The 21,602-nt window shown below is 47.5% G+C and carries 21 protein-coding genes; 9 read left to right on the top strand and 12 right to left on the bottom strand.

Translation table 11 applies throughout. From position 1 onward, the window contains the following. Positions 1-88: 88 nt before the first annotated feature. Positions 89-1,579 carry an aldehyde dehydrogenase gene (locus AYW76_RS09735; protein WP_067219151.1) on the bottom strand — a complete coding sequence of 497 codons (1,491 nt, stop codon included), beginning with the start codon at positions 1,577-1,579 and terminating at the stop codon, positions 89-91. Positions 1,580-1,794: 215 nt separating this feature from the next. Here AYW76_RS09735 and aguB point away from each other — a divergent pair, with 215 nt between their 5' ends. Together aguB and aguA are read left to right on the top strand one after the other, a co-directional pair. Further along, positions 1,795-2,673 carry an N-carbamoylputrescine amidase gene (gene aguB, locus AYW76_RS09730; protein ID WP_067219147.1) on the top strand — a complete coding sequence of 293 codons (879 nt, stop codon included), beginning with the start codon at positions 1,795-1,797 and terminating at the stop codon, positions 2,671-2,673. An 8-nt stretch (positions 2,674-2,681) separates the two neighbouring features. Then, positions 2,682-3,761, top strand: a complete 1,080-nt coding sequence (aguA, locus tag AYW76_RS09725; RefSeq protein WP_067219144.1) for an agmatine deiminase — start codon at positions 2,682-2,684, stop codon at positions 3,759-3,761. Positions 3,762-3,835: 74 nt separating this feature from the next. Here the strand turns inward: aguA and AYW76_RS09720 are convergent, their stop codons facing one another. Beyond that, entirely contained in the window at positions 3,836-4,306 is a 471-nt protein-coding gene (locus AYW76_RS09720; protein WP_067219262.1) for an RDD family protein, read from the bottom strand. 462 nt (positions 4,307-4,768) lie between these two features. On the opposite strand from AYW76_RS09720, the gene AYW76_RS09715 reads away from it, so the two are divergent. After that, on the top strand, positions 4,769-6,205 hold the full coding sequence (locus tag AYW76_RS09715) for an alanine/glycine:cation symporter family protein (RefSeq protein ID WP_067219141.1): 1,437 nt from the start codon (positions 4,769-4,771) through the stop codon (positions 6,203-6,205). 183 nt (positions 6,206-6,388) lie between these two features. Here the strand turns inward: AYW76_RS09715 and AYW76_RS09710 are convergent, their stop codons facing one another. The 7 genes from AYW76_RS09710 to AYW76_RS09680 all read right to left on the bottom strand — a co-directional run bounded on the left by AYW76_RS09710 (position 6,389) and on the right by AYW76_RS09680 (position 10,913). Then, the gene (locus tag AYW76_RS09710; RefSeq protein WP_067219136.1) at positions 6,389-6,625 is read right to left on the bottom strand and encodes a hypothetical protein; all 237 of its coding nucleotides are present in this window, start codon (positions 6,623-6,625) and stop codon (positions 6,389-6,391) included. A gap of 186 nt (positions 6,626-6,811) precedes the next feature. Continuing rightward, positions 6,812-7,075 carry a Txe/YoeB family addiction module toxin gene (locus AYW76_RS09705; protein WP_067219132.1) on the bottom strand — a complete coding sequence of 88 codons (264 nt, stop codon included), beginning with the start codon at positions 7,073-7,075 and terminating at the stop codon, positions 6,812-6,814. After that, entirely contained in the window at positions 7,068-7,322 is a 255-nt protein-coding gene (locus AYW76_RS09700; RefSeq protein WP_067219129.1) for a type II toxin-antitoxin system Phd/YefM family antitoxin, read from the bottom strand. The genes AYW76_RS09705 and AYW76_RS09700 overlap by 8 nt, the downstream gene beginning before the upstream one ends. 367 nt (positions 7,323-7,689) lie before the next feature. Next, entirely contained in the window at positions 7,690-8,049 is a 360-nt protein-coding gene (locus AYW76_RS09695) for a hypothetical protein (RefSeq protein ID WP_067219126.1), read from the bottom strand. 3 nt (positions 8,050-8,052) lie between these two features. Then, positions 8,053-8,367 (bottom strand): hypothetical protein, encoded by a 315-nt coding sequence (locus AYW76_RS09690; protein ID WP_067219124.1) that lies wholly within the window; start codon positions 8,365-8,367, stop codon positions 8,053-8,055. 47 nt (positions 8,368-8,414) lie between these two features. Next, a complete protein-coding gene (locus AYW76_RS09685; protein WP_067219119.1) occupies positions 8,415-9,461 on the bottom strand; it encodes a DUF4062 domain-containing protein in 1,047 nt (348 codons plus the stop codon). A 318-nt stretch (positions 9,462-9,779) separates the two neighbouring features. Beyond that, complete coding sequence (locus AYW76_RS09680; RefSeq protein ID WP_067219114.1) at positions 9,780-10,913, bottom strand: IS91 family transposase; 1,134 nt, start codon at positions 10,911-10,913, stop codon at positions 9,780-9,782. A gap of 15 nt (positions 10,914-10,928) precedes the next feature. Between AYW76_RS09680 and AYW76_RS19100 the strand changes: the two genes are divergently transcribed. The 3 genes from AYW76_RS19100 to AYW76_RS19655 all read left to right on the top strand — a co-directional run bounded on the left by AYW76_RS19100 (position 10,929) and on the right by AYW76_RS19655 (position 13,772). Next, a complete protein-coding gene (locus tag AYW76_RS19100) occupies positions 10,929-11,105 on the top strand; it encodes a hypothetical protein (protein WP_156489052.1) in 177 nt (58 codons plus the stop codon). Between the two features lie 55 nt (positions 11,106-11,160). Further along, complete coding sequence (locus tag AYW76_RS09675; RefSeq protein ID WP_067219111.1) at positions 11,161-11,418, top strand: type II toxin-antitoxin system Phd/YefM family antitoxin; 258 nt, start codon at positions 11,161-11,163, stop codon at positions 11,416-11,418. A 485-nt stretch (positions 11,419-11,903) separates the two neighbouring features. Further along, positions 11,904-13,772, top strand: a complete 1,869-nt coding sequence (locus AYW76_RS19655) for a methylated-DNA--[protein]-cysteine S-methyltransferase (protein WP_067219107.1) — start codon at positions 11,904-11,906, stop codon at positions 13,770-13,772. A gap of 20 nt (positions 13,773-13,792) precedes the next feature. On the opposite strand, the gene AYW76_RS09665 is transcribed toward AYW76_RS19655, so the two are convergent. After that, complete coding sequence (locus AYW76_RS09665) at positions 13,793-14,008, bottom strand: DUF2798 domain-containing protein (protein WP_067219104.1); 216 nt, start codon at positions 14,006-14,008, stop codon at positions 13,793-13,795. A gap of 107 nt (positions 14,009-14,115) precedes the next feature. Here AYW76_RS09665 and AYW76_RS09660 point away from each other — a divergent pair, with 107 nt between their 5' ends. Both AYW76_RS09660 and AYW76_RS09655 read left to right on the top strand, forming a co-directional pair. Then, positions 14,116-15,003, top strand: coding sequence for a LysR family transcriptional regulator (locus AYW76_RS09660; RefSeq protein ID WP_067219101.1), 888 nt, complete (start codon positions 14,116-14,118; stop codon positions 15,001-15,003). A 36-nt stretch (positions 15,004-15,039) separates the two neighbouring features. Further along, positions 15,040-15,831, top strand: coding sequence for a sulfite exporter TauE/SafE family protein (locus AYW76_RS09655; protein WP_067219098.1), 792 nt, complete (start codon positions 15,040-15,042; stop codon positions 15,829-15,831). A gap of 62 nt (positions 15,832-15,893) precedes the next feature. Here AYW76_RS09655 and AYW76_RS09650 read toward each other — a convergent pair whose 3' ends face one another. After that, positions 15,894-18,701, bottom strand: a complete 2,808-nt coding sequence (locus AYW76_RS09650) for an FAD-binding and (Fe-S)-binding domain-containing protein (protein WP_067219095.1) — start codon at positions 18,699-18,701, stop codon at positions 15,894-15,896. Positions 18,702-18,959: 258 nt separating this feature from the next. Between AYW76_RS09650 and AYW76_RS09645 the strand changes: the two genes are divergently transcribed. After that, on the top strand, positions 18,960-19,733 hold the full coding sequence (locus AYW76_RS09645) for an FCD domain-containing protein (protein ID WP_067093829.1): 774 nt from the start codon (positions 18,960-18,962) through the stop codon (positions 19,731-19,733). A gap of 1 nt (position 19,734) precedes the next feature. Here AYW76_RS09645 and AYW76_RS09640 read toward each other — a convergent pair whose 3' ends face one another. Next, on the bottom strand, positions 19,735-21,546 hold the full coding sequence (locus AYW76_RS09640; RefSeq protein ID WP_067093826.1) for an Lnb N-terminal periplasmic domain-containing protein: 1,812 nt from the start codon (positions 21,544-21,546) through the stop codon (positions 19,735-19,737). Positions 21,547-21,602: the final 56 nt, after the last annotated feature.

Genomic DNA, 21,602 nt, shown 5'->3' with positions numbered 1-21,602 from the left:
ACTGATAATAGGTTTATGGCAGGTTTCGCCTGCCGCCCTCGTTTTAAACGCTGAGAGGGCGATAAACGGTGGTTAGCAACCCCAATATTTATTTGAGACTGATCCACGTATTTTTGAGTTCGGTGTATTTCTCTAGTGCGTGCCATGATTTATCACGGCCATTACCAGAGGCTTTAACGCCACCAAATGGCACTGTGCTATCACCATCGCCCCACGTGTTTACCCACACCATGCCAGATTCCAGCAAGCGGCTGACACGGTGAGCGCGTCCTAAATCATTAGTCCACACGGACGCCCCTAAGCCATATTGGGAATCGTTCGCTAGCTCAATCGCTTCGTCTTCGCTGTCAAACCCCATGACCGCCAATACTGGGCCAAAAATTTCTTCGCGAACAAACTCCATCTCATGTGTCGCATCGGTAAAGATGGTCGGCTTAGCATAGAAGCCTTGCCCCGCTTGATACTCAGGTACGCCGCCTAAGGCTAACGTCGCCCCATCCGCGATGGCACTTTCAATAAAGCGCGTCACGGTATCTAGCTGGGCTTTGTCGACCATCGGCCCCATTTTGGTTGCAGGGTCCAAAGGGTCGCCCGGCACATACGCTTTGGCCGCCTCCAGTAGCGCCACCATGAATTCATCTTTGATGCTGTTTTGCACATACAAACGCGAACAAGCGATACAGACTTCGCCTTGATTAGTAAAGATGGCCGTTGCGGCGCCTTTCGCGGCCGCTTGAATGTCTTTGCAGTCTTCAAACACCAAGCACGGGGATTTACCGCCGGCTTCGAGCCATACGCGCTTCATATTGGACTGACCCGCATATTGCATCAGCATTCCGGCGACACGGCTGGAACCAGTGAAAGCCAACGTGCCAATATCGTGGTGCAACGCAAGGGCTTTACCAGCGGTGTGACCATAACCGGGGAGGACATTGAAGACACCATCTGGGACCCCCGCTTGCGTTGCTAACTCGGCAATTCGTAACGCACTCAACGGCGACTTTTCAGAGGGTTTCAGGATAACGCAATTGCCCGCTGCCAGCGCAGGCGCAATCTTCCACATCACCATCATCAAAGGGTAATTCCATGGTGTGATGATCGCTACCACACCTAATGCTTCGCGACTGATCAACGCTAGATTGTCTTTATTGGTTGGCGCAATTTCGCCATACAGTTTATCGATGCATTCCGCCGACCAACGTAGGGAGTCGATCGAGTCAGGTACATCAATGTTGACCATTTCAGAAATGGATTTCCCCATATCTAAGGTATCGATTAACGCCAACTCGTCTTGGTGCTGCTCCAGTAAATCGGCCCACTTTTGTAAAATGCGCTTGCGTTTACTCGGTGCCATCTCCGACCAAGTACCGCTTTTAAAGGCCGCTTTCGCCACATCCACAGCGATGTCGACATCCGCCGCATCACAGCTGGCAACGTTTCCCAGTAAGCGCTCGTCAGTCGGATTAATGCAGGCGAATGTGTCACCGCTTTGCGCTGGCGTTAAACGTCCATTGATGTAGGCCTGCGTCGACAGAGACAGTTCCTGTTGAAGTGTTTGCCATTGTTGATAGGTTTTCATTCGTCCGTCCTTTCTCTGACGCTCACGGGGAACGTGTAGTGAATTGCTAGGGTTCTAAGTTAACTGAGTGCCATCCTATCTCACCATATCCCCGTGGGGGTATATCGTTTTTTTAGCAGCTCACTAAGATGAGGCAGTACGTCAAAGCAAACTCTTTGCCGATTTGTTTATTACAATAACTGTACCCATCTGGGTGATGATCTGGAGAGCACACTATGTCAAAAGTAACGGTGGCGGCCACACAAATGCACTGTACTTGGGATCAACAGGACAACCTCAGCCGTGCTGAAAAGTTGATTCGCAACGCGGCCTCGCAAGGCGCACACATTATTTTGATCCAAGAGCTTTTTGAGACGCCGTATTTTTGTATTGAGATTCATGAGCCTTACCATGACTTGGCCACCACACTTGCTGAAAATGAGGCATTCCAGCGTTTTACCACTCTGGCCAAAGAGCTTAATGTGGTCTTGCCGTTCAGCTGGTTTGAAAAAGCAGGGCAAGTTCGCTTTAACTCCGTCGCCATGATCGATGCCGGTGGTGAGTTACTGGGCGTATATCGTAAAACACATATCCCAGACAGCGATGGCTACTTAGAAAAATACTACTTCAGCCCTGGGGATACCGGCTTTAAAGTATGGCAAACCAAGTTCGGTTGCGTTGGCGTAGGCATCTGTTGGGATCAGTGGTTCCCTGAAACCGCACGCTCTATGGCCTTAATGGGTGCGGATATCTTATTGTTCCCAACTGCGATAGGCTCTGAACCTAGCCAACCACAGCTTGATACCATGCCACACTGGACCAACACCATGCGCGGTCATGCCGCCGCCAACCAAGTACCTGTGATTGCCTCCAACCGTATTGGCAAGGAAACCGCTCAGCATCGCGATTTAGAACTGACGTTCTACGGGTCTTCATTTATTTGTGATGAAACTGGCGAGCTTGTTCAACAAGCCAACCGCGACAGCGAAGACGTGTTAGTGCACACATTCGATCTTGCGCACATACGCACTCAGCGCAAAGCGTGGGGCTTATTCCGTGATCGTCGTCCAGAGCATTACGATGTGATCAAAACCCTTGATGGACAAGTCAAATAGGAGCCGCTATGCAAGTACCTACCCCTAAAACAGACGGTTTTTGGATGCCGGGAGAGCATAGCCCTCTTGCCAGCGTTTGGCTGGCGTGGCCCACTCGACCAGACAATTGGCGCAAACAGGCTGTGCCAGGGCAGGCAACGTTTGCGCACTTTATCGAGCGTCTCAGCGACTACGTCACCGTCAAAGTCGCCGTCCTGCCGGAGCAAGAGGCACAAGCAAGAGCCATGCTGCCAGAAAAGGTACAGATTTTCCCGATGGCCTATAACGATGCGTGGATGCGGGACATCGGCCCGACTATGGTCGTGAACAGCGCTGGCGAAAAACGCGCCGTCAATTGGCAGTTTAATGCGTGGGGGGGCGAGCTAGATGGCCTCTACGATGATTGGTCTGACGACGAAACCGTTGGCATACGTATCTCCGAACATGAAGATGTGGTGTGCTACAACGCCCCGCTTATTCTTGAAGGTGGCTCCATTCACTGCGATGGGGAAGGTACCGTCTACACCACCGAAGAATGTCTACTGCACCCCAGTCGTAACCCAGATTTAAGCCGTGCAGAGATCGAAGCGTATCTCATGGATTACTTGGGCATCGAAAAAGTCATCTGGCTGCCATTGGGTTTATTCAACGATGAAACCAACGGCCACATCGACAACATCCTGCATGTGGTCAAACCCGGCGAAGTGATTCTGACTGTCTGTGAAGACAGCTCTGATCCGCAGTATGCCATCAGCCAACAAGCACTCGAAATACTGGCCAATGAAACCGATGCCAAGGGGCGGAAGATCAAAGTGCATCAGATGCCGCTTCCGGGACCACTCTACATGTCTCAAGAAGAAGCCGCAGGCTTGGTACAACCGGACCGCATGGCACGCGAAGCAGGCGAACGTCTCGGCGGATCGTACGCGAACTTCTTAATCTGCAACGGCGCCATCTTCTACCCGCAACTGGACAGCACACAAGATGAACGCGCGAAAGACGTCTTAGCAACCGCCTTTCCAGAGCATACGTTAGTGGGCATTCCCTCACGCGAAATCCTACTGGGCGGCGGGAACTTGCACTGCATTACCCAGCAAATTCCTGCGTAACCAACACGCCTGACACACAAAAGACACGCCTGATACAGGCGTGGCTTTTTTTGGTTACTTTCATCTGAACCCAATTACTTCACGGAAAACTTTACGGTTTCAACACCTCTATTAACCGGACGTATCACGACTGTACCAGCAAGCTTGTCATGCCACGCTTGTTTCTTTTTATCCCAAGCGACCCAGAAAAAACCAAGACCAAACGGGAGCATTGAAATAAAATAGCCAAAATAACGAATGATTGACTGCTTTATTGTTGGAACGTTACCTGTAGCGGCATCGAGTATTCTGGCTTTGATCACCATTTTACCTGGGGTGGCTGATTTATAAATCCAAAACAAAACTGTTACGACAATAGGCAGCACCCAACTAATAATAAAATCAGGCAACCCTATAATGAACTGATCTGAGCTCCAATACTGACTGCCATAGATTGTATGTAACATTGGAAATGTAAATACAATTATTAAAATACTGTCAATAAATGACGCGCCACATCTTGCCCAAAACCCAACGTACTCTTGTGTTGATTCGAATGCTTCCATTTCAGTCCTATTCATCCTTACTACTCCATTTTCAAAAATCTTAAATCCCTAATGTTCTGCTACGCTGATGCGTTATCACACACAGACTTGAGTGCCGCATTATAAGCCAATTGACCGATAATCAGCACATGCCTAAAGCAAGAAGCCAACGAATTCCCCTACTACCACTGTGTTTCACGCTGTGTAAGACGCGTCTTTCTCTGCAGTGAAGACATCAGATTAAGGAAAAGCTACGAGCATCGCCGTTGGCGGTTCGAGATTATTTTCATCTTACCCAAACCATCTGATCCCAATTACCCAATGATTTTAGTCACTTAGTGTTTGCACTCTTTTTGTCCAGTTGATCGATTTTATAATTGCTATGTTTAATGTCGCGCTGTCTTTGCGTGCTTCCAGGGAAGGGGCGCTCGATCCTATGCTCCATGTGCTTTCCCTACATAAAAACATAATATGGAGAGTCTTATGGCTGCTATTATTGATACATTAAACAATCTATTTTGGGGTTATATCCTCATTTATGGCTTGCTCGCGGTCGGTGTATTCTTCACCATCCGACTCGCATTTATTCAAATCCGACACTTCCCAGAGTTCATTCGCACCATCATGCGCACCCCACAAAACGACCGTGGCGGTATTTCTCCTTTTCAAGCACTTTGCACCAGCCTTGCTTCTCGTGTCGGCACCGGCAACATGGCAGGCGTGGCTGTTGCACTCGTCTTAGGTGGCCCAGGCGCGATTTTCTGGATGTGGATGGTCGCATTGATTGGTATGGCAACCGCCTATGCTGAGAGCACTTTGGCGCAGCTTTATAAAGTGCGCGACGCCAACGGCCAGCTACGCGGCGGCCCTGCATTCTATATTGCTAAAGGCCTAAAAGCCCCGTGGGCTGGAGCGCTGTTTTCATTGGCATTGATTCTTGCCTTTGGCTTAGTGTTTAACGCCGTGCAAGCCAACTCAATTGCTGGCGCAATGGAAGAAGCCTTTAACATCCCTAAACTTGCAACCGGCTTTGTCATCATGGCGCTGGCTGCTGTGGTAATTTTCGGTGGCATCAAGAAAATTGCCCGTGTTGCCGAGATCCTTGTTCCGTTTATGGCGGGCGCCTACTTGCTATTGGCGCTGTTCGTGATTGTCGTCAATATTGAAGAAGTACCTGCCGCACTGGCACTGATTGTGAAAAGTGCCTTCGGCTTTGAGCAAGCGGCAGGTGGCGTCGCGGGTGCCTTACTAAACGGTGTAAAACGTGGTTTGTTCTCAAACGAAGCGGGCATGGGGTCGGCGCCGAACATCGCCGCCGTCGCGACACCCTATCCGCATCATCCATCGTCTCAAGGCATGGTGCAGTCACTCGGTGTGTTCATTGATACCTTGCTTGTCTGTACTGCCACGGCATTGATGATCTTACTGTCAGGCGCAATGGGTACAGATGAAACCGGCATTATGCTCACACAAACAGCCCTTGATGAGCACCTAGGCGGCTTTGGTAGCTACTTTGTTGCCATTGCGATTTTGTTCTTTGCCTTTACATCCATCATTGGTAATTACAGCTACGCAGAAAATGCGCTCACGTACCTCAAATGGGCGACCAAGCCCGGTATTTTCATTTTACGTATCTTAGCCCTAGCTATGATCCCTTGGGGCGCTTATCAAAGTGTCGCGATGGTGTTCAATGCCGCCGATGCGGCCATGGGATTGATGGCAACCATCAACTTAATCGCCATCGTCATGTTGTCAGGCGTGGTCGTGAAATTGACCAAAGACTACTTCAAGCAACGTAAAACTCATATTCCTATCTTTGATGCCAGAGAATACCCTGAGCTGAAAGACCAGATCGATGAAAACATCTGGAATGAAAACAACGAAGATGAAACCCAAGACATCCCCACGACGAAATCGTAACGATTTGCCTGTCTAACAAAAACGGCCTCATCGGAGGCCGTTTTTTGTGCTAATCATTGTCAAATAGAAAGAGGTACAGACCTGATAAGTCTAAAAGACCTTAAACAACATGCTTTGTCGAATCCAAAAATGCATGACAGCTATTTTTCATCTGAACCCAGTAACCGTTCAAGCTGAGCAATGCTAAAGACCTTCTTTCGCTCGCGAGATGGCAGCTTCAACAGCCGCCAATGCTTGAGGACTATTTTTCCAACAGCTGGTTCTCAGCATTGAAGCCACCATTTCTGCGACATTTTTTGCAGTGTGCGCAGATAACGCCTCGAAGGAATCAATACCGATTTCTTCAAACCTCCTAACCACAGTAGGCCCAACACCTTTCACCGCTAACAAAGCGGCTTTTTCAGATTCTGAGAACCCCACGACTCATCTCCTTGTAGCAGCATAACGCCCGCTTAAACGGTGAAAACTTAATGGCGCTTATTTTGGGCTATTTTTCATCTGCCCCCGATTACCTCAATGACCCACCATCTCAAGCTTGTCTTTATATATAACAACTAATCTCATGCGTATTCCTTGAATACTTAACGCCCAAAGAAAGGGTAATTACTAGTAATGATAACGGCACGAAATAACCGTAATTGCTGTATCATCCACGGCATATACCAAACGATTGGTATCATCTATTCTGCGAGACCAGAAGCCTGAAAGGTATTCTTTAAGAGGTTCCGGTTTTCCAATCCCAGCAAATGGCGTGCGCTTTACATCGGCCATTAGCTTATTGATACGTTTCAAGGTTTTCTTGTCATGAGTCTGCCAATATACGTAACCATTCCAAGCTTCATCAGTCCATGATAATAGCCTGTCACTCATCAATAAGTTCTCGCTGGGTCGTTTTACCCGCTTTAAACTGTGCCATTGAACGATTTAAGTGTTCAGCGTTCGCTGGAGAACGAAGTAAATGAACCGTTTCCATAAGACTGTTGTAGTAATCCAATGACATTACAACAGCATCTTCAGAGTCACGACGAGTGATTACAGTCGTATCCGCATCGTTAATGACATTATCCAAAACGGCTTTTAGGTTATTTCGAGCTTCGGTAAAAGAGACTATTCTCATTTTGCACCTCACTTGTACAATATATGGGACAAGTTTAGTTTAAGACTAAGTACATGTACAGTATGTTGTACATCAGTTTACAGTACTGCTAATGCCGCAATAATCGGCGCGAGGTAGGAGCATCCGGCTCTGCAGGCGCGCAGTTGATTGCACTTACTACAAGTGATTCCACTCCGAAGCAGTAGCACCACAGTAGGAGCACTGGAACTATCGTGATCCATGCCGAGAAGCTTCTTTTACTTGCTCATTTGTTGGAACAATTATTGGGACTATTTTTCATTTGACCCCAATCAATTAATACTTGAGCGAAAGCGAATTCGGTACATGTTTACGAATCCGACTTGAAGTCGTTTGTTAGGCATAGCACCTAGATGGCCTTTATTGCAACATAAATCCCAAAACCTAGCCCAGCAAAAAAGGTAACAACCTGAATGAAGGATGTCCATTTAACCGATGAGTTGTAGATATCTAAAGATGGAAGCGGCTTTCTATTTGAGCCAAGTATCCCAGTCAATGCCATTAAGCAGATTTGCCCAAACAAGACTGATATCAAAAGCAAAACCCAAACTGCTGTTGCTTTCCACTTTACTTCATCTGGAGCATTACTTATGAAATCTTTTGAAAACGTTACTGTTAATGCAATAAAACCTGTTGCCAGAGTCATTAATTGTTTCGTTGTCTCTTTAGCATAATCAAATGCTAATTTATCTCTTTCACTACTATCCATCAACTACTCCCCAAAAGGCCAAATATCACTTAGCAACTTTTTTATACCACTCAAAAGAGACCTACGAATAACCGCTCTTTTCTCGTGACTTTTTGATTTTGGAGCATCTTGATGAAGCTTTTTTGAAAACTCTTCAATTAAGTGTCTAATCTCTAGATGATTTAACTCTTCCCAAGTCTTGCCTTTAGGTATTCTAGAGCGTACTAAAAACGCTATATCTCTTTGACAAGTGTCTGATATACGTGTCTGTTCATCATGAACTCTGTCAATTATTTCTTTAATGATATGACGTTCAATATCAAGTTGGTTTTTATCCATATAAATCCCTTTATTTTTGTTTGTGAATGAGAAAAAAGCCTAACGCCTCAATCTGCCGCCGCTTCAGCGGTCGGCTGAATTGATTTGTTAGAGTCTTTTCTGATTGCCTTAATCTGAATTAAATATTTTTCACCAAAGGTAGTCAGCTTCCAATAAGTGTTTGTGTCAGAGACTGCTCGCTTTTTCGTCCCCGGCTCCATCAATCCAAGAGCCTGAAGCTGTACGTGAATTTGGTCTTCACAAACATAAGGCAATCCCATCCTTCGATACTGGGTATACTCTAAAAACTCATCAGGAATTGAATGGTAATATGCCAACACAATCTTATCTTTCAGCTCTGAAGCCGTACATTCGCCAGCCAATACTGGACCACAGTAAGAGAATATTTTATCCCATGAAGCCCTAATGGGCATTCTTTCTGTATCACCATCATCGTTAATGACGATATTGCACGGAACAGTATACTCTATTTCCCCACCAGCCAATTCATCGAAGTTATCAGGTACAGTATTTTGTTTTAACAAGGACTCCATTTCCAGCTCAGCAACCCTGGCTCTCATTTTCTCCATTTCCGCAACCATCTTTTGATCAACGGCAAAACGACCAGGAACCCAGCCATCTGACGGGTGTTTCTTTTTCAACTGGACTAAACTTCTTGAGACTTTCCCTCCTAGATCAGGAGCAGAACTCCAAAATTTACAATGTTTCTCACTAGCTTTCTCTCGAAATTTAGCTAATCTAGATTTGCCAACTTCGGAGGACTCGATCTTTTTAGCCGGTAGGTTTTCGATATCATCGTAAAGAAAGCAAATAATTGGCTTCCCAGTGTCTAGAGCATAGTCAAATTCCATTTCAGTGAAGCCCACTCCATCTTTGTTTACGGAACCATACTTGCCGGCCAATATAAGTAAATAATAGTCACACCCATCGATTACTTCCGTAATGAGAGACCAAGCATCTTCATCAGTAGCGGGAAAAAGTTCCATTCCAGATGGAATGCAATCTAGCTCAAGAAGCGCATGAATAACTTCTTTCCGCTCTTCAACTAAATCCTTAAATGTAGATGAAACGAAGACCTGATGCTTTCTTTCCATAAATATCTCTGATTATTCGATTAAAACTCTAACAATTAAGGGTTATACGGCAGCGTAGCTGCGGCTATAAACCCACGGTTGAACGGCTGCGTTGTCTATATAAAGGATTTGCTTTTTTCATGGTGGGACTTCCCTGTTAAATAACTCGCTAAACTTCAGAGTCTGTTTGGACTATGCCGCTTCAGATCGTCTTTGATCGCCGCTATGTTGGTTCTTAATGTACCCTTTTGTAGCGTGATTTGATCAGAGAGGCAAGCGATTCCCTGAGGCCTTATGACCTGATCTTTTTTTATACTCTGATCTCACTAAGCACTAACGCTAACCGCTATTGTCCCATAGCAACATGACGCGAAGCCGTTCTGTCACTTTACTCTCAGAGACGTCGCCAAGATATGTAACAGTACGTTCTTCACAAGCAGGGCATGAACATCCTGATTCAGCCGTCTTTTCACTGCCTCCATTGGCTTTCGGTTCGTACCTGCCTAACTGCTTATCTACCCGCTTCTTCACCTTGGCTCTTATGGCATTCGATAAACAGCCATAGTGCCTGATTCTCATAAATCCTTTGGGTAAGACATGGAGTAAGAAACGCCTCACCAACTCTTGTGGCGTGAGTGTTAAAAACGACTGTTTATTAGAGCGGTAATCTCGATATTGAAGGCTGATTTTGTCGTTGTTCCACACTTGGAAGCGATTGTTAGATAAAGCAATACGGTGACTGTATCGGGCTAAGTAACTGACTAATGATGAGCGATATTCAAGCGCTGATTTGCAATAGACCACCCAAGGCTTTTGCATTAAAACATTCAGTAGCTGACTCACCTCCGTTTTGCATAACGCTGGCAATAACCCTTCGCTAAAAGCGGCTCTTAGTTGACTGACCATAGCCCCTCTAAAACGATTTGATAACAGCTTTACCGGAAGAAAATAGTGTTTCCTCAGACTATGCCAGCCTTGATCTCTATACACTTCAGAGGGAACCAAGGCATGAAGGTGAACATGACGCACCAATGTCTGGCCCCATGTGTGTAAGACTGCTGTCATACCTGCCCGACCTTTGTGTTTTCGTTGGCTTAACTCATTCAGCGCCTGCCATGCAGCATGAAACAAGGCGTCATAAATGACTCGATCGTGTTTGGCTATCCAAGCGTTTAGCTCATGAGGCAGCGTAAAAACGATGTGAAAATATGGCACTGGCAAACATCGTTCTTCTTGCCTCAATAGCCATTGTTCGCTTGCCTTCTTTTGGCACTGGGGACAATGCCTATCTCGACAGCTATGATGCCAAAACCAATGATGACCACAGCCATGGCATTGATATTTGCCTGTGCCCATGCGCTCGGTTCGACAATCTTCTATATGATGCAGCACTTGCCATTGTCTTGCATTGGCGTGTATCTGTTGTTGTTCGTGACAATAATGAATCACGCTCGCTAGGCTTATCCCGTTCATGATGGACTCCAGTCGATGGCAATAGATTCTCACTGTCCCGTCTTTTTAGATCCATCATCGCGATCCATTGCAGATAGCGAAAAGTGGTTTGTATCTGCTTATGGCCTAATAAGGCTTGCAGCCGTGGTAATGGCATTCCAGCTAACAGTTGATGGCAAGCAAACGCAAGGCACTCTAACCTCTACGGATTAGCTCAATTCTGAAATCAACCTATACTTTTTAAGTACTAAAAGAAGGGGCTTTCTTAATGAGAAAAATGACGGCTACAGATGCTCAAAATTCACTTTATGAGTTGATTGATCAGCTAAAACAAGACGATGAAGTCATCGAGGTTCAACATAAAACGGGGAATGTAATGATCATGTCTCGTGAACACTATGAAGGCTTACAAGAGTCTCTGTATTTGCTTTCTCAAACAGGCTTTAAGAGCGACTTCGATCAATCGGTAAGAGAAGCAGACCAAGGGCAGACAGATAGTTTTGAGCAAGTTTTTGGTAAGTCGTAAACTTTTCCCCGATTGAGTCGGTTCGTACAAGCGCCTTGCTAAGCGATGCTACGCGTTTGATTCGCGCTGACGGTCTCGGCACAAGACATTGCGCAAGCGAAGGAAATGCATGGCAGCTCCAACCAGCAGATGAGAAGCGGAGCGGGGGCGGGTTCCCTCGCACAGCGAGGTCGTACAACGTGTCCCTGATACAATCGGGTCGTACAAACGCTTTGCTAAGCGATGCCATGCGTTTGATTCGCGCTGACGGTCTCGGAACGAGACATTGCGCAAGCGAAGCAAATGCGTGGCATTGCAAACCTGCAGGTTAGAAGCGGAGCGGGGGCGGGTTCCCTCGCACAGCGAGGTCGTACAAAGCAAAGAAAATGCGTGGCATCGCCAACCCACAGATATGAAGGGATTCTATTGAGTTCCGATTTCGTCGCATGTTTACAGGTGTGATGATTTACACTGTTGCTGACACTCTTTTTTAATGGGTAATAGGGATGAGCAGTAATACGCTTTCTAGTCAGCAGCGGTCGGCCTTTCAGCAAGCAAGGCTGGCGCGTGATCAGCGCTTTGATGGGACGTTTTTCGTGGCGGTCAAAAGTACGGGGATTTTCTGTCGTCCTATTTGCCCTGCGCGTTTGCCGAACGAATCCAACGTTACCTACTACCAACAAGCGCTGGAAGCGATGCGCGACGGTTTTCGACCGTGCTTACGTTGTCGACCCGACAGTGCGCCCGGTTCCTGTGCTTGGCAGGGCACTCAAACCACAGCCACGCGAGCGCAAACGCTGCTGTCGAATCTGCCACCGGAGCCGATTAGCACGATTGCCGAGCGTTTGGGCATCTCCGAGCGTTACTTACATAAATTGATTCATGCCGAGTTGGGCCTGTCACCTAAGAGTGTTCAGCTTTATCACCAGCTGATGTTTGCTAAGCGTCTGTTGCAGCAAACCCGTCTGCCCATTGATGATGTGGCATCGAGCGTTGGCTTTCACTCCGCCAGACGTTTGCAGAGCGTTATGAAAAGCCATTGGTCATTAACCCCCTCGCAACTGCGTCGCGCTAACCCCGACTGCATGGAACAGGCTGTGCCTCAGTTAACGCTCTTTCTTGCGTATCGTCCGCCTTACCAATGGGCGATGGTTCGGGACTTCTTGCGTAGGCGCGCTATTACCAAGGTAGAAGAGGTGCGTGATAGCAGCTATCGACGTGTATTTAGCGAGGATGGCGTCAATGGTTGGATTTATGCAGAGCATCAACCCGAGCACAATGGGTTTGCAGTGAGCGTATCGATTGATACGTTGCAAGCGGCACCTAACATACTGGCGACGTTAACGCGCGTGCTCGACCTCAATGCCGATCCTGATCTTATTTTCCAAGCGCTCTTGTCGGCGGGCATTAGCCCTAATGAGGCGGTCGAAGGGCTGCGGTTACCCGGTGTTTGGAGTGTGTTTGAAGCGGGGTGCCGAGCCATTTTAGGTCAGCAAGTGGCGGTGAAAGCGGCCATTTCCCAACTCAATAAACTGACTCAAGCCTTAGGGCAAGACAACGGCTTTGGCCTGTCATTTCCGACGCCAGAGGCGGTCGCGGCCAGTGACCTAGCCTTCTTTAAAATGCCGCAAGCGAGAAAAAACACCTTGCGAACGTTTGCTCATTATATGGCCACCACCGACACCAAAGACTTTGCACCCGACGCCGTACTCGCGTTAAAAGGCATTGGCCCTTGGACGCTGGATTATATAATGATGCGCGGATTGAGCGACCCAGACAGAACGTTAGCCGGCGACTTAATCGTCCGCACTATGACCGATACACTGCCGATTCAACCTGAGCACGCGGCTCCTTGGCGCAGTTATTTAGCCATTCAGTTGTGGCACATGGCCGATGTCATCAAGAATAAGGAGCCTGCTATGTACAACCAATACCTTCAAAGCCCATGCGGCCTGATTCATATTCAAGCGACTGAGGAGGGCATTACGTCGATTCGATTTGTCGAAGCGTCGGGGGCGCACACGTCGAATCCATCTGAGCTTACCATCGAAGCCTGCCGCCAACTCGACGCGTATTTTGCGGGCCAGCTGACGGTGTTTGATTTGCCTTTAGCGGCTCAAGGAACGCCGTTTCAGCAAAGTGTCTGGCAAGCACTCTGCGCCATACCTTTTGGTGAAACGCGCAGCTATAAAGAAATCGCGAATGCCATCGACAACCCGAAAGGCGTGCGCGCGGTTGGGCTAGCCAATGGCAAAAACCCTATTTCCATTGTAGTACCGTGCCACCGCGTCATCGGCAGCAACGGCAAACTCACTGGCTATGCGGGCGGGCTAGAACGCAAAGCCGTGCTATTGGAACTGGAAGGCGTCCATTAAACCAGCGTCTTTTTCAGTGCTTACACTTTCTCCGCCAAGCGATGGGCCAGTTGATGTAAGAAGGGCGCAAACACAAACGAGATGACACCCGCTGCAGGCCAAGCCAATATCCAAGCGTGCAGCCAAGAGGAAACGAAGTCAGGGTGCAGGCCGATGTTCAAGAAGGTAATCCAAGCGGACATCAATAACGACAATACGAAAGACATCATCGTCGCAAAAATAATACGGTGTTTCATAGGAAGCCTCAGCGTTACTGCATAAGTTTAACAATGCATACAGCATAACAAATCGCTATATTGGTAAAAATAGACACTTTTAAGGACCCTTTTTACAAATATGCAAAATGCTAGATGATCTAAAAATCTTTATCACCGCGGCGCAAACCAAAAGCCTGACGGCGACAGCCGAGAAGTTGGGTATGACCATCGCAACGGTGTCACGTCGTATAGCGAATCTTGAAAGCACCCTTGGTTCGGTGTTGCTGCATCGCTCTACCAAAGGCCTGACGCTGACAACAACGGGGGCGTCTTATTATCGTGAGTGCGCGGAATTTATCGAAGCCCTCGACCAACGTATCTCCGATTTGGACCACACGCTAAACAGTTTAGAAGGGGAGGTGAAGATCCTCGCGCCGACGAACCTTGGTGCGGGGCCGTTGGATGAGTTTTGGCCTCTGTTCGCCATCAAGTACCCACAAATTTCACTTCGTATTGAGCTGAGTAATGATTTTCAAAGCTTACAAGATACTCAAGCAGACCTCGCTTTGCGCTCTGGCCAGTCCAGCAATCAATCGTTAATTCAACGTAAGGTGGGTGAAATACAAGGAATATTGGTGGCTTCACCCAGTTTGTCGCCTTTTCCCGAGACGATAGAGCAACTGGAACAAACACAAAGTATTGCAGGGCAGCTGTTTAATGAGTGGCATTTGATTCACGATGCGTCTGGCGCGGAGCAAACCATCGATAAGCCCCATCGCCACACCTGTAACGATATGCGCATCTCAGTCAACCTTGTCAAACATGGGCACGGGGTGACGTTTTTACCCGAAAGTCTTGTGTATGACGAGATTCAAGCAGGGCAGCTCAAGCGTGTGCTACCTGAATGGCGTGGTCGATCGCGCGAAATCTATGTGGTATGGCCGTATCGCCGCAGTTTATCTGTCAGAGCAACACTGGTACGCGATGAGTTGATGGCCTTTCTCCATAGCCAAGCGTGGTTCAAACCCTCATAATTTAGCCACTCAGATTCACAACGAGACCACCTCATCATGGAACATTTAGTTTGGTGGCAGTACGCTGCCATCGCAGGGATTTTTATTTGGAGCGGCTTTGTCCGTACAGGATTAGGCTTTGGCGGTGCCGTCTTAGCATTGCCATTTCTACTGCTCGTCCATAACGACCCACTGGTATTTTTACCCATCATTTCGATTCATTTACTGGTGTTTTCGAGCTGGATCGCCTGGCGAGGCTCGCAAAAAGCCAAACAGGAACACGCCACCACAGAGCACGGCGAAGCCACGGGCAATATCGCATGGGGCTATTTGCGCAAAGCGCTGGGGATTATGATTGTCCCAAAATTGATCGGTGTATTTGGTTTGCTGACCTTGCCCCATGATATTGTGACTGGGGTGATTTTCATTATCGTTGCGGTGTTTGCCGTGTCTTATATTCTGGCTAAACCGTTCTACAGCAACAACCCTGTTGTCAGCACCGGTCTGCTGATGATGGGTGGTTATGTGAGCGGCACGTCATTAATCGGCGCGCCATTGATTGTTTCGGTGTTTGCCACCAAAGTACCGCGCCATCAGTTACGCGATACCTTGTTTGTGCTGTGGTTCATCTTGGTCTGCATCAAGATGGTCTCGTTCCTGATTGCGGGCGTCGATCTGCAACTGATCCATCAGCTGTGGTTGCTGCCTTGTGCTTTCATTGGGCACCTGATCGGCCAGCATTTTTACGACAAAATTCAAAAGGCCGAAACGCCTGTGTTCTTCAAATTCATCGGCTGGGCGCTGTTACTCGTCTGTGTGTTTGGGTTATACACCACGTTTTGGTTGTAACCCTCCCCTTAAAAAAACAAGGGGAGGGAACCCGAAACGCGACAGTGCCGGAAGGGGTGAGCTCAATGTGTCAGTTGATCTACTAGATACACAATCGACTGGTACTCTATCCCCGAATGCTCGGTTAAACCTATCTCGCAGGTGCGGGAGTTGGAATAGCCGACATCAAAGTCTTGTACAGCGCTTTTCAGGGTTTTGAGGGCGCTTTGGTTCAGCTCAGGTGTGGAGAATCCTTTGTCTCCGGCAAAGCCACAGCAGGTGATATCAGGCGGTATCACAACATCGTCTGCCAACTGTCTCGCCAAGTCGATAAACGTTTGACCCAAGCCCATACGGGTGGTGCTGCAGGTGATGTGCAGGGCCATTTTTGGGATTTTGCGTTCAATAGTAAGCTTCGGCAGCGCTTGCTCTGCAAGGAACTGCACTTGCTCGTACAGTTTCAAGGATGGATCCAGCGTGTCTTTCATGGTGAGTAAGCATGGGCTAGTATCACACACGATCGGTAATGCGCCTTGTTGACTGGCGTCCATTAGTAACGTGTTGAGATCCTTGGCTTTTTTCGCTGCTGCGTTAAATTGGCCTTTAGATTGAAACGCCATGCCACAGCATTGGCTTTCGACGTCTTTAGGTACAATCACGTTATAACCCGCTTTTTCGAGTACAGACAACATGACTTCCATCACAGGACGTTTGTCAGAAGCATCTGGGCCTGCGCCCATAACACGGGTGGCACAACTGGGCATGTAGACGACGCTGGGGCGTTCGTCATTGACCATAGGAATACGTTTTGGCATAGACGCGGCTGTGGGCATTTGCGGATGCCAGTTAGGCACCATGCCGCCACTGACTTTATGGGCCACGCCCGTCACCGCTTTCATAGCGCCGTTACCCAAGGCACCTCGCATCGTACCCGCGACAGCAAGCCCCGTGCGTGCGGTTTTGGTGACGCCGGCAAAATGATCGGCGATCCAATAGCCAACTTTGGTGTCCTGATAACGCTCATGTCGCAGCTCGCGAGTCAGGTCGCCCGTATTAATGCCGACAGGACATTGCATTGAACATAAGCCACACGCGGCGCAGGTATCGACGCCTTGGTAACTGTATTCTTCTCGCAACTCAGCAAGACGCTGGGGCGATTCACCAGAGCGCTCTAAACGCTGTATTTCACGCCACAGTACGATGCGCTGGCGTGGTGTTAAGGTCAGATCGCGGGAAGGGCAAGCGTGCTCACAGAAGCCACACTCGATGCAGGTATCTACCTTGTCGTTGGCTTGCGGTAAGGGCTTTAGATTTTGCACATGGATATTAGCGTTATGACTGAGTATCACATCGGGATTCAGTAAGCCTTTAGGATCAAAGGCTTTTTTCAACTGCCACATGATGTCGTAAGCTTGTTGCCCCCATTCCAGCAGCACATACGGTGCCATGTTGCGGCCCGTGCCGTGCTCTGCTTTTAGCGAGCCGTTGTATTTCACCGCCACCAATTGCGCCACTTCATCCATCAACGCTTCGTAACGTGTTACTTCCGCCGGATCATCAAAGCCTTGGGTAAAGACAAAGTGCAAGTTGCCTTCCAGCGCGTGGCCAAACAGGATAGCTTCGCGATAACCGTACTTTTGAAAGACGCCCTGCAGTTCCGCGACGCCTTCCGCTAATTGTTCCACGGGAAACGCGACATCTTCAATGATGACGGTGGTGCCAACTTTCCGGACGGCGCCCACCGCGGGAAACATGCCTTTGCGGATTTTCCAGTAGGTATCGTAAAGTGCTTTTTCTTGGGTAAATTCAATCTCGTACAGCGCGTTCATACCCTGCAATGATTGTGTTACCTGTTGTACTTTTTGATCGAGTTCATCGGCTGTGCTGCCACGAACGTCGATCAGCAGGCCAGCGACGTCATCGCCTAAGTCCGCCAAAATGGCTGGCATGCCCGGTTTACCGGCGACGGTACGAAGACCAGCACGGTCAATCAGTTCAACCGCGGAGACAGGCGTGCTTTTTAGAACCGTCACCGCACGACAGGTCGCTTCCATATCAGGGAAATAAATCAGTGCCGCGGCTTTGATCGGGTGATCTTCAACCGTTTCATAGGTCACTTCACTGATAAACCCCAGTGTGCCTTCCGAACCGATCATTAAGTGAGTCAGAATGTCGAACGCATCCTCAAAATCAACCAAACTGTTCAGACTGTACCCTGTGGTATTTTTTAGCCTGTATTTGTGTCTGATTTTATTGGCTAAATCGCTGTTATTTTTCACGCTGTTCGCGAGTGTTTCCAATTCAGACAGCAAATCTGCGTGGCTTTCGCGAAACGCTGTACGACTGTGCTCATCGGATGTATCAAGCAAGGTGCCATCTTCCATGATCACGCGCATGCTTTTCACGGTGTGGTAGCTGTTTTGTGCGGTACCACAACACATGCCACTGGCGTTATTGGCGGCAATGCCGCCAATCATGCAGGCATTGATCGAGGCCGGATCTGGGCCGATCTTGCGTTGATAAGGCGCCAATAGCTGGTTGGCTCGGGCACCAATGATACCGGGCTGTAACGACACCGAATGACCGTGATCGTGAATGCGATAGCCTTTCCATTGATCCGACAGTTGAATCAGTACCGATTCTGTCACGGCTTGCCCTGATAGACTGGTCCCAGCGGCGCGAAAGGTCACCGGAATATCAAGCGCACGGGTCTGTTGCAGCACGAACCGCACTTCGTCTTCGTCATGCACACGTACCACAAGCTGCGGCACAAGGCGGTAAAAGCTCGCATCCGTGCCGTAAGCGAGGGTGCGCAACGGGTCATGAATTAAACGTTCTGGGGCGATGCGGCTGGATAATTTGTCGAACAGAGATTGATACTGAGATTTCATAATGCCTTCCACGATCAAAATAAATTGGTATTACCAATTTACCTTTGTTATTTTGTAGACAATAGAAACCTTTCCGATCATTGTCAATATACGACTTTAACGGATTTTAAGCGCATAATTTCTGATTTTTATTGGTTTTACCAATTTTAGTTTTATCCACAGATATTGTGGATAGTGGGATAACATGATCCTTGGTCTGACCAATTTTAGAACACTATGCAGTTCAACCATTTAGCGATAACCACAGCAGGATTTAAAATGGATCGACGCCCTTTAGGCCGTGTACAGCAGCCAAAAATCTCTGACATCATCATGCAAGAGCTGGAAAGCATGATACTAGATGGCACCTTTAAACCCGGTGAGAAACTTCCGCCTGAGCGTCAATTGGCCGAACAATTTGAAGTATCACGTCCATCGCTACGCGAAGCCATTCAAAAATTGGTGGCTCGTGATGTGCTGTATTCGCGCCAAGGCGGAGGTACATATGTGTCAGACAAGCTGGGAGCGTCGTTCACGGATCCACTGCAAGCCTTGCTCAGTTCTCATGATGAGTTTCTGTACGATCAGCTTGAGTTTCGTGATGCTCTGGAAGGGTTATCCGCTTATTACGCGGCACTACGCAGTACGGCCGCCGATAAAGCCATGCTTACACGTAAGTATCAAGCACTCGTCGCAGCAAACGAAGTAGAAGACGCACAACAAGAGTCTAAACTCGATGCGGAATTTCACATGGCCATCGCAGAGGCTGCTCATAATGTTGTTCTGCTACACACGCTAAGAAGCTTATTTTCGACACTAGAACGCAGCATCTCCTCTAATCTCACTAATTTGTTTGAGAAGAAAAATGCTCGATCACAAGTGATGGCTCAGCATCAAGCACTGTATGAAGCGATTATGGAAGGCAGACCAGAAGATGCACGCAAAGCCGTGCATGAACATCTGATCTTTGTCGAAGACAGCCTATTGAAAATGCGCCGCGAGGAGTCACGTATTCAACGCTCCTTGCGACGCACAAAAAGCGGCACTTGGTAAGTTACCAATAGTACCCAGCTCCCACAGTAAATGAGGTGTCTTGGGACTTTTCTAAAGTTACTCTTACATCCCAATGAGGCGAAGAGCTGAAGGCTTGCTGCCACTTAATACTGTCTGACGACAAAGAGCTATTCAACCCTAATTCGGACGTAATCACCAACCTAGAACGCCACCAATTAACAGGTTTAATAACGGCACCGATTTCAGCGCCTAAATAGCCAGTATCGATGTTGTGATGATGAGTTTGTAGACGTGTTGTTAATAAACCATAAACCGTTCTATTGAAGCCTCCGAATGCTTTACCGAAGCCACCTTCAACGTATCCTACAGAGCAATTTGAGCATGCTGTTGTAGCCGGTTGAAAACCAAATTTTGCAGTCCACGCATGACTTTGATCGCCATCCAGCTGAGTATTATCTGGCTTAATATTTCGAACATTGATTAAATCTATTCTCTTCAGGCCTTTCGATTCACTATCTGACAATACAAAGTTCATTGTTTCAAGTGCTGAGAAGTTGTTCTCTGGTTCGTTAATGGACAAGGCATCGTAATAGCTGCCTCGTACCTTCAGCTGAGTCTCTGAACCATTTTGTTGCCAAACATGTGATAACTGTATCAGCATTGGACGTTGAGTTTTGTGGGGGGGTAATACTTCACGGGTAGTCCATTCAGCCGCCCCTATTCCCATAGAGAAGCGAGCAACTAGTAGTTCTTGCCTCTGCTTTAATTGTATCTTAGTAAGCGAGTCTTGGCGGATTTCTAAATAGCTAAAGTAATCGAGCAACACTTCAATTAACTGTTTTTTCTCACTTTTCTGACTTACTGAATCTAGAATTTGAGATAAAGATCGATTCTCTGAGAGGTAATTTTCAATTAAATTTTGAGTAATAGCTGTCAATTGTTGGTAGCGATCATAAAACAACTGTTGTCGGGAGGGCCTACGTTTAAAGGAAGTTATTATCGAGGGCTCAAAATCCGCTAGCGCTGTAATCACGTCAATCGGCAGTACCCAAGGATATTTCCTCTGTAACACAGGCTCGTCATTCACTAAGCCTAATAAAAAAGCCAGTTGATAGGCGCAATTCTCCGTAAAAAAGTAATAGTCGAACGTTACATTTCTAAGTTCAAAACGATGTGCTAGCAATAACGATATCTGAGTCTCATCAAGATCTAGTTCATACTCCCACATGTTACGAAGTTCATCTTCATTATAGATGTTACTGTGATGATAAAACGGCTCATCGGAAAAACGGGAGACATATCCGCCTGTAATTCCTTTGAATATATAAACGAATTTATTATCTTTTGGTGGCACAATCGCACCAAAGTTGAAAGTGTTATCTAATAGTTGCGAAGACTGGCCTAAGTTCAAGCGTAATAACAAGTGCCCAAACATCGAAGCTGGATTACCTAAAAACCCGGAAGCGTATACTAAGCTGATACTCTTTACAGGCAGCTCTGCTAAGTAGTTTCGATATTCAATACACGCCGATTTTACATCTCGCGGATTAACTAATTTATATTGTAGTAAAAACAGGTATCTAGCAGGGTACTGACAATAAACTTTAAGCTGATCTGATTGAAAGGCTTCTATCGTTGCAATGAGCTCGGCTTTAGGGTCATTTGAACCCTGCTTAGCCAAAAAAAAATTCGCTGAAGTAATAGAGCTTTTAAAAGCGCCAAAATACGGCTGATAATGCCCTAAGACACGCCACTGCTGAGTGCTTGCAATGGTCTCAAGAGAAGTTGATGCGGTTGAGTAGACTTGAGTACTCAATAGACCAACCAATATACACAGTATGATTTTATACATATCAATGGCTCATTCCATCTGCGCCACAAATAAAAAAGGCCATACAAAGTATGGCC

The organism is Marinomonas gallaica (assembly GCF_001639745.1).
In the GTDB taxonomy this organism is placed as follows: domain Bacteria; phylum Pseudomonadota; class Gammaproteobacteria; order Pseudomonadales; family Marinomonadaceae; genus Marinomonas; species Marinomonas gallaica.
The sequence above is the reverse complement of the archived record's forward strand: the minus strand, read 5'-3'. Positions and strand labels throughout refer to the sequence as shown.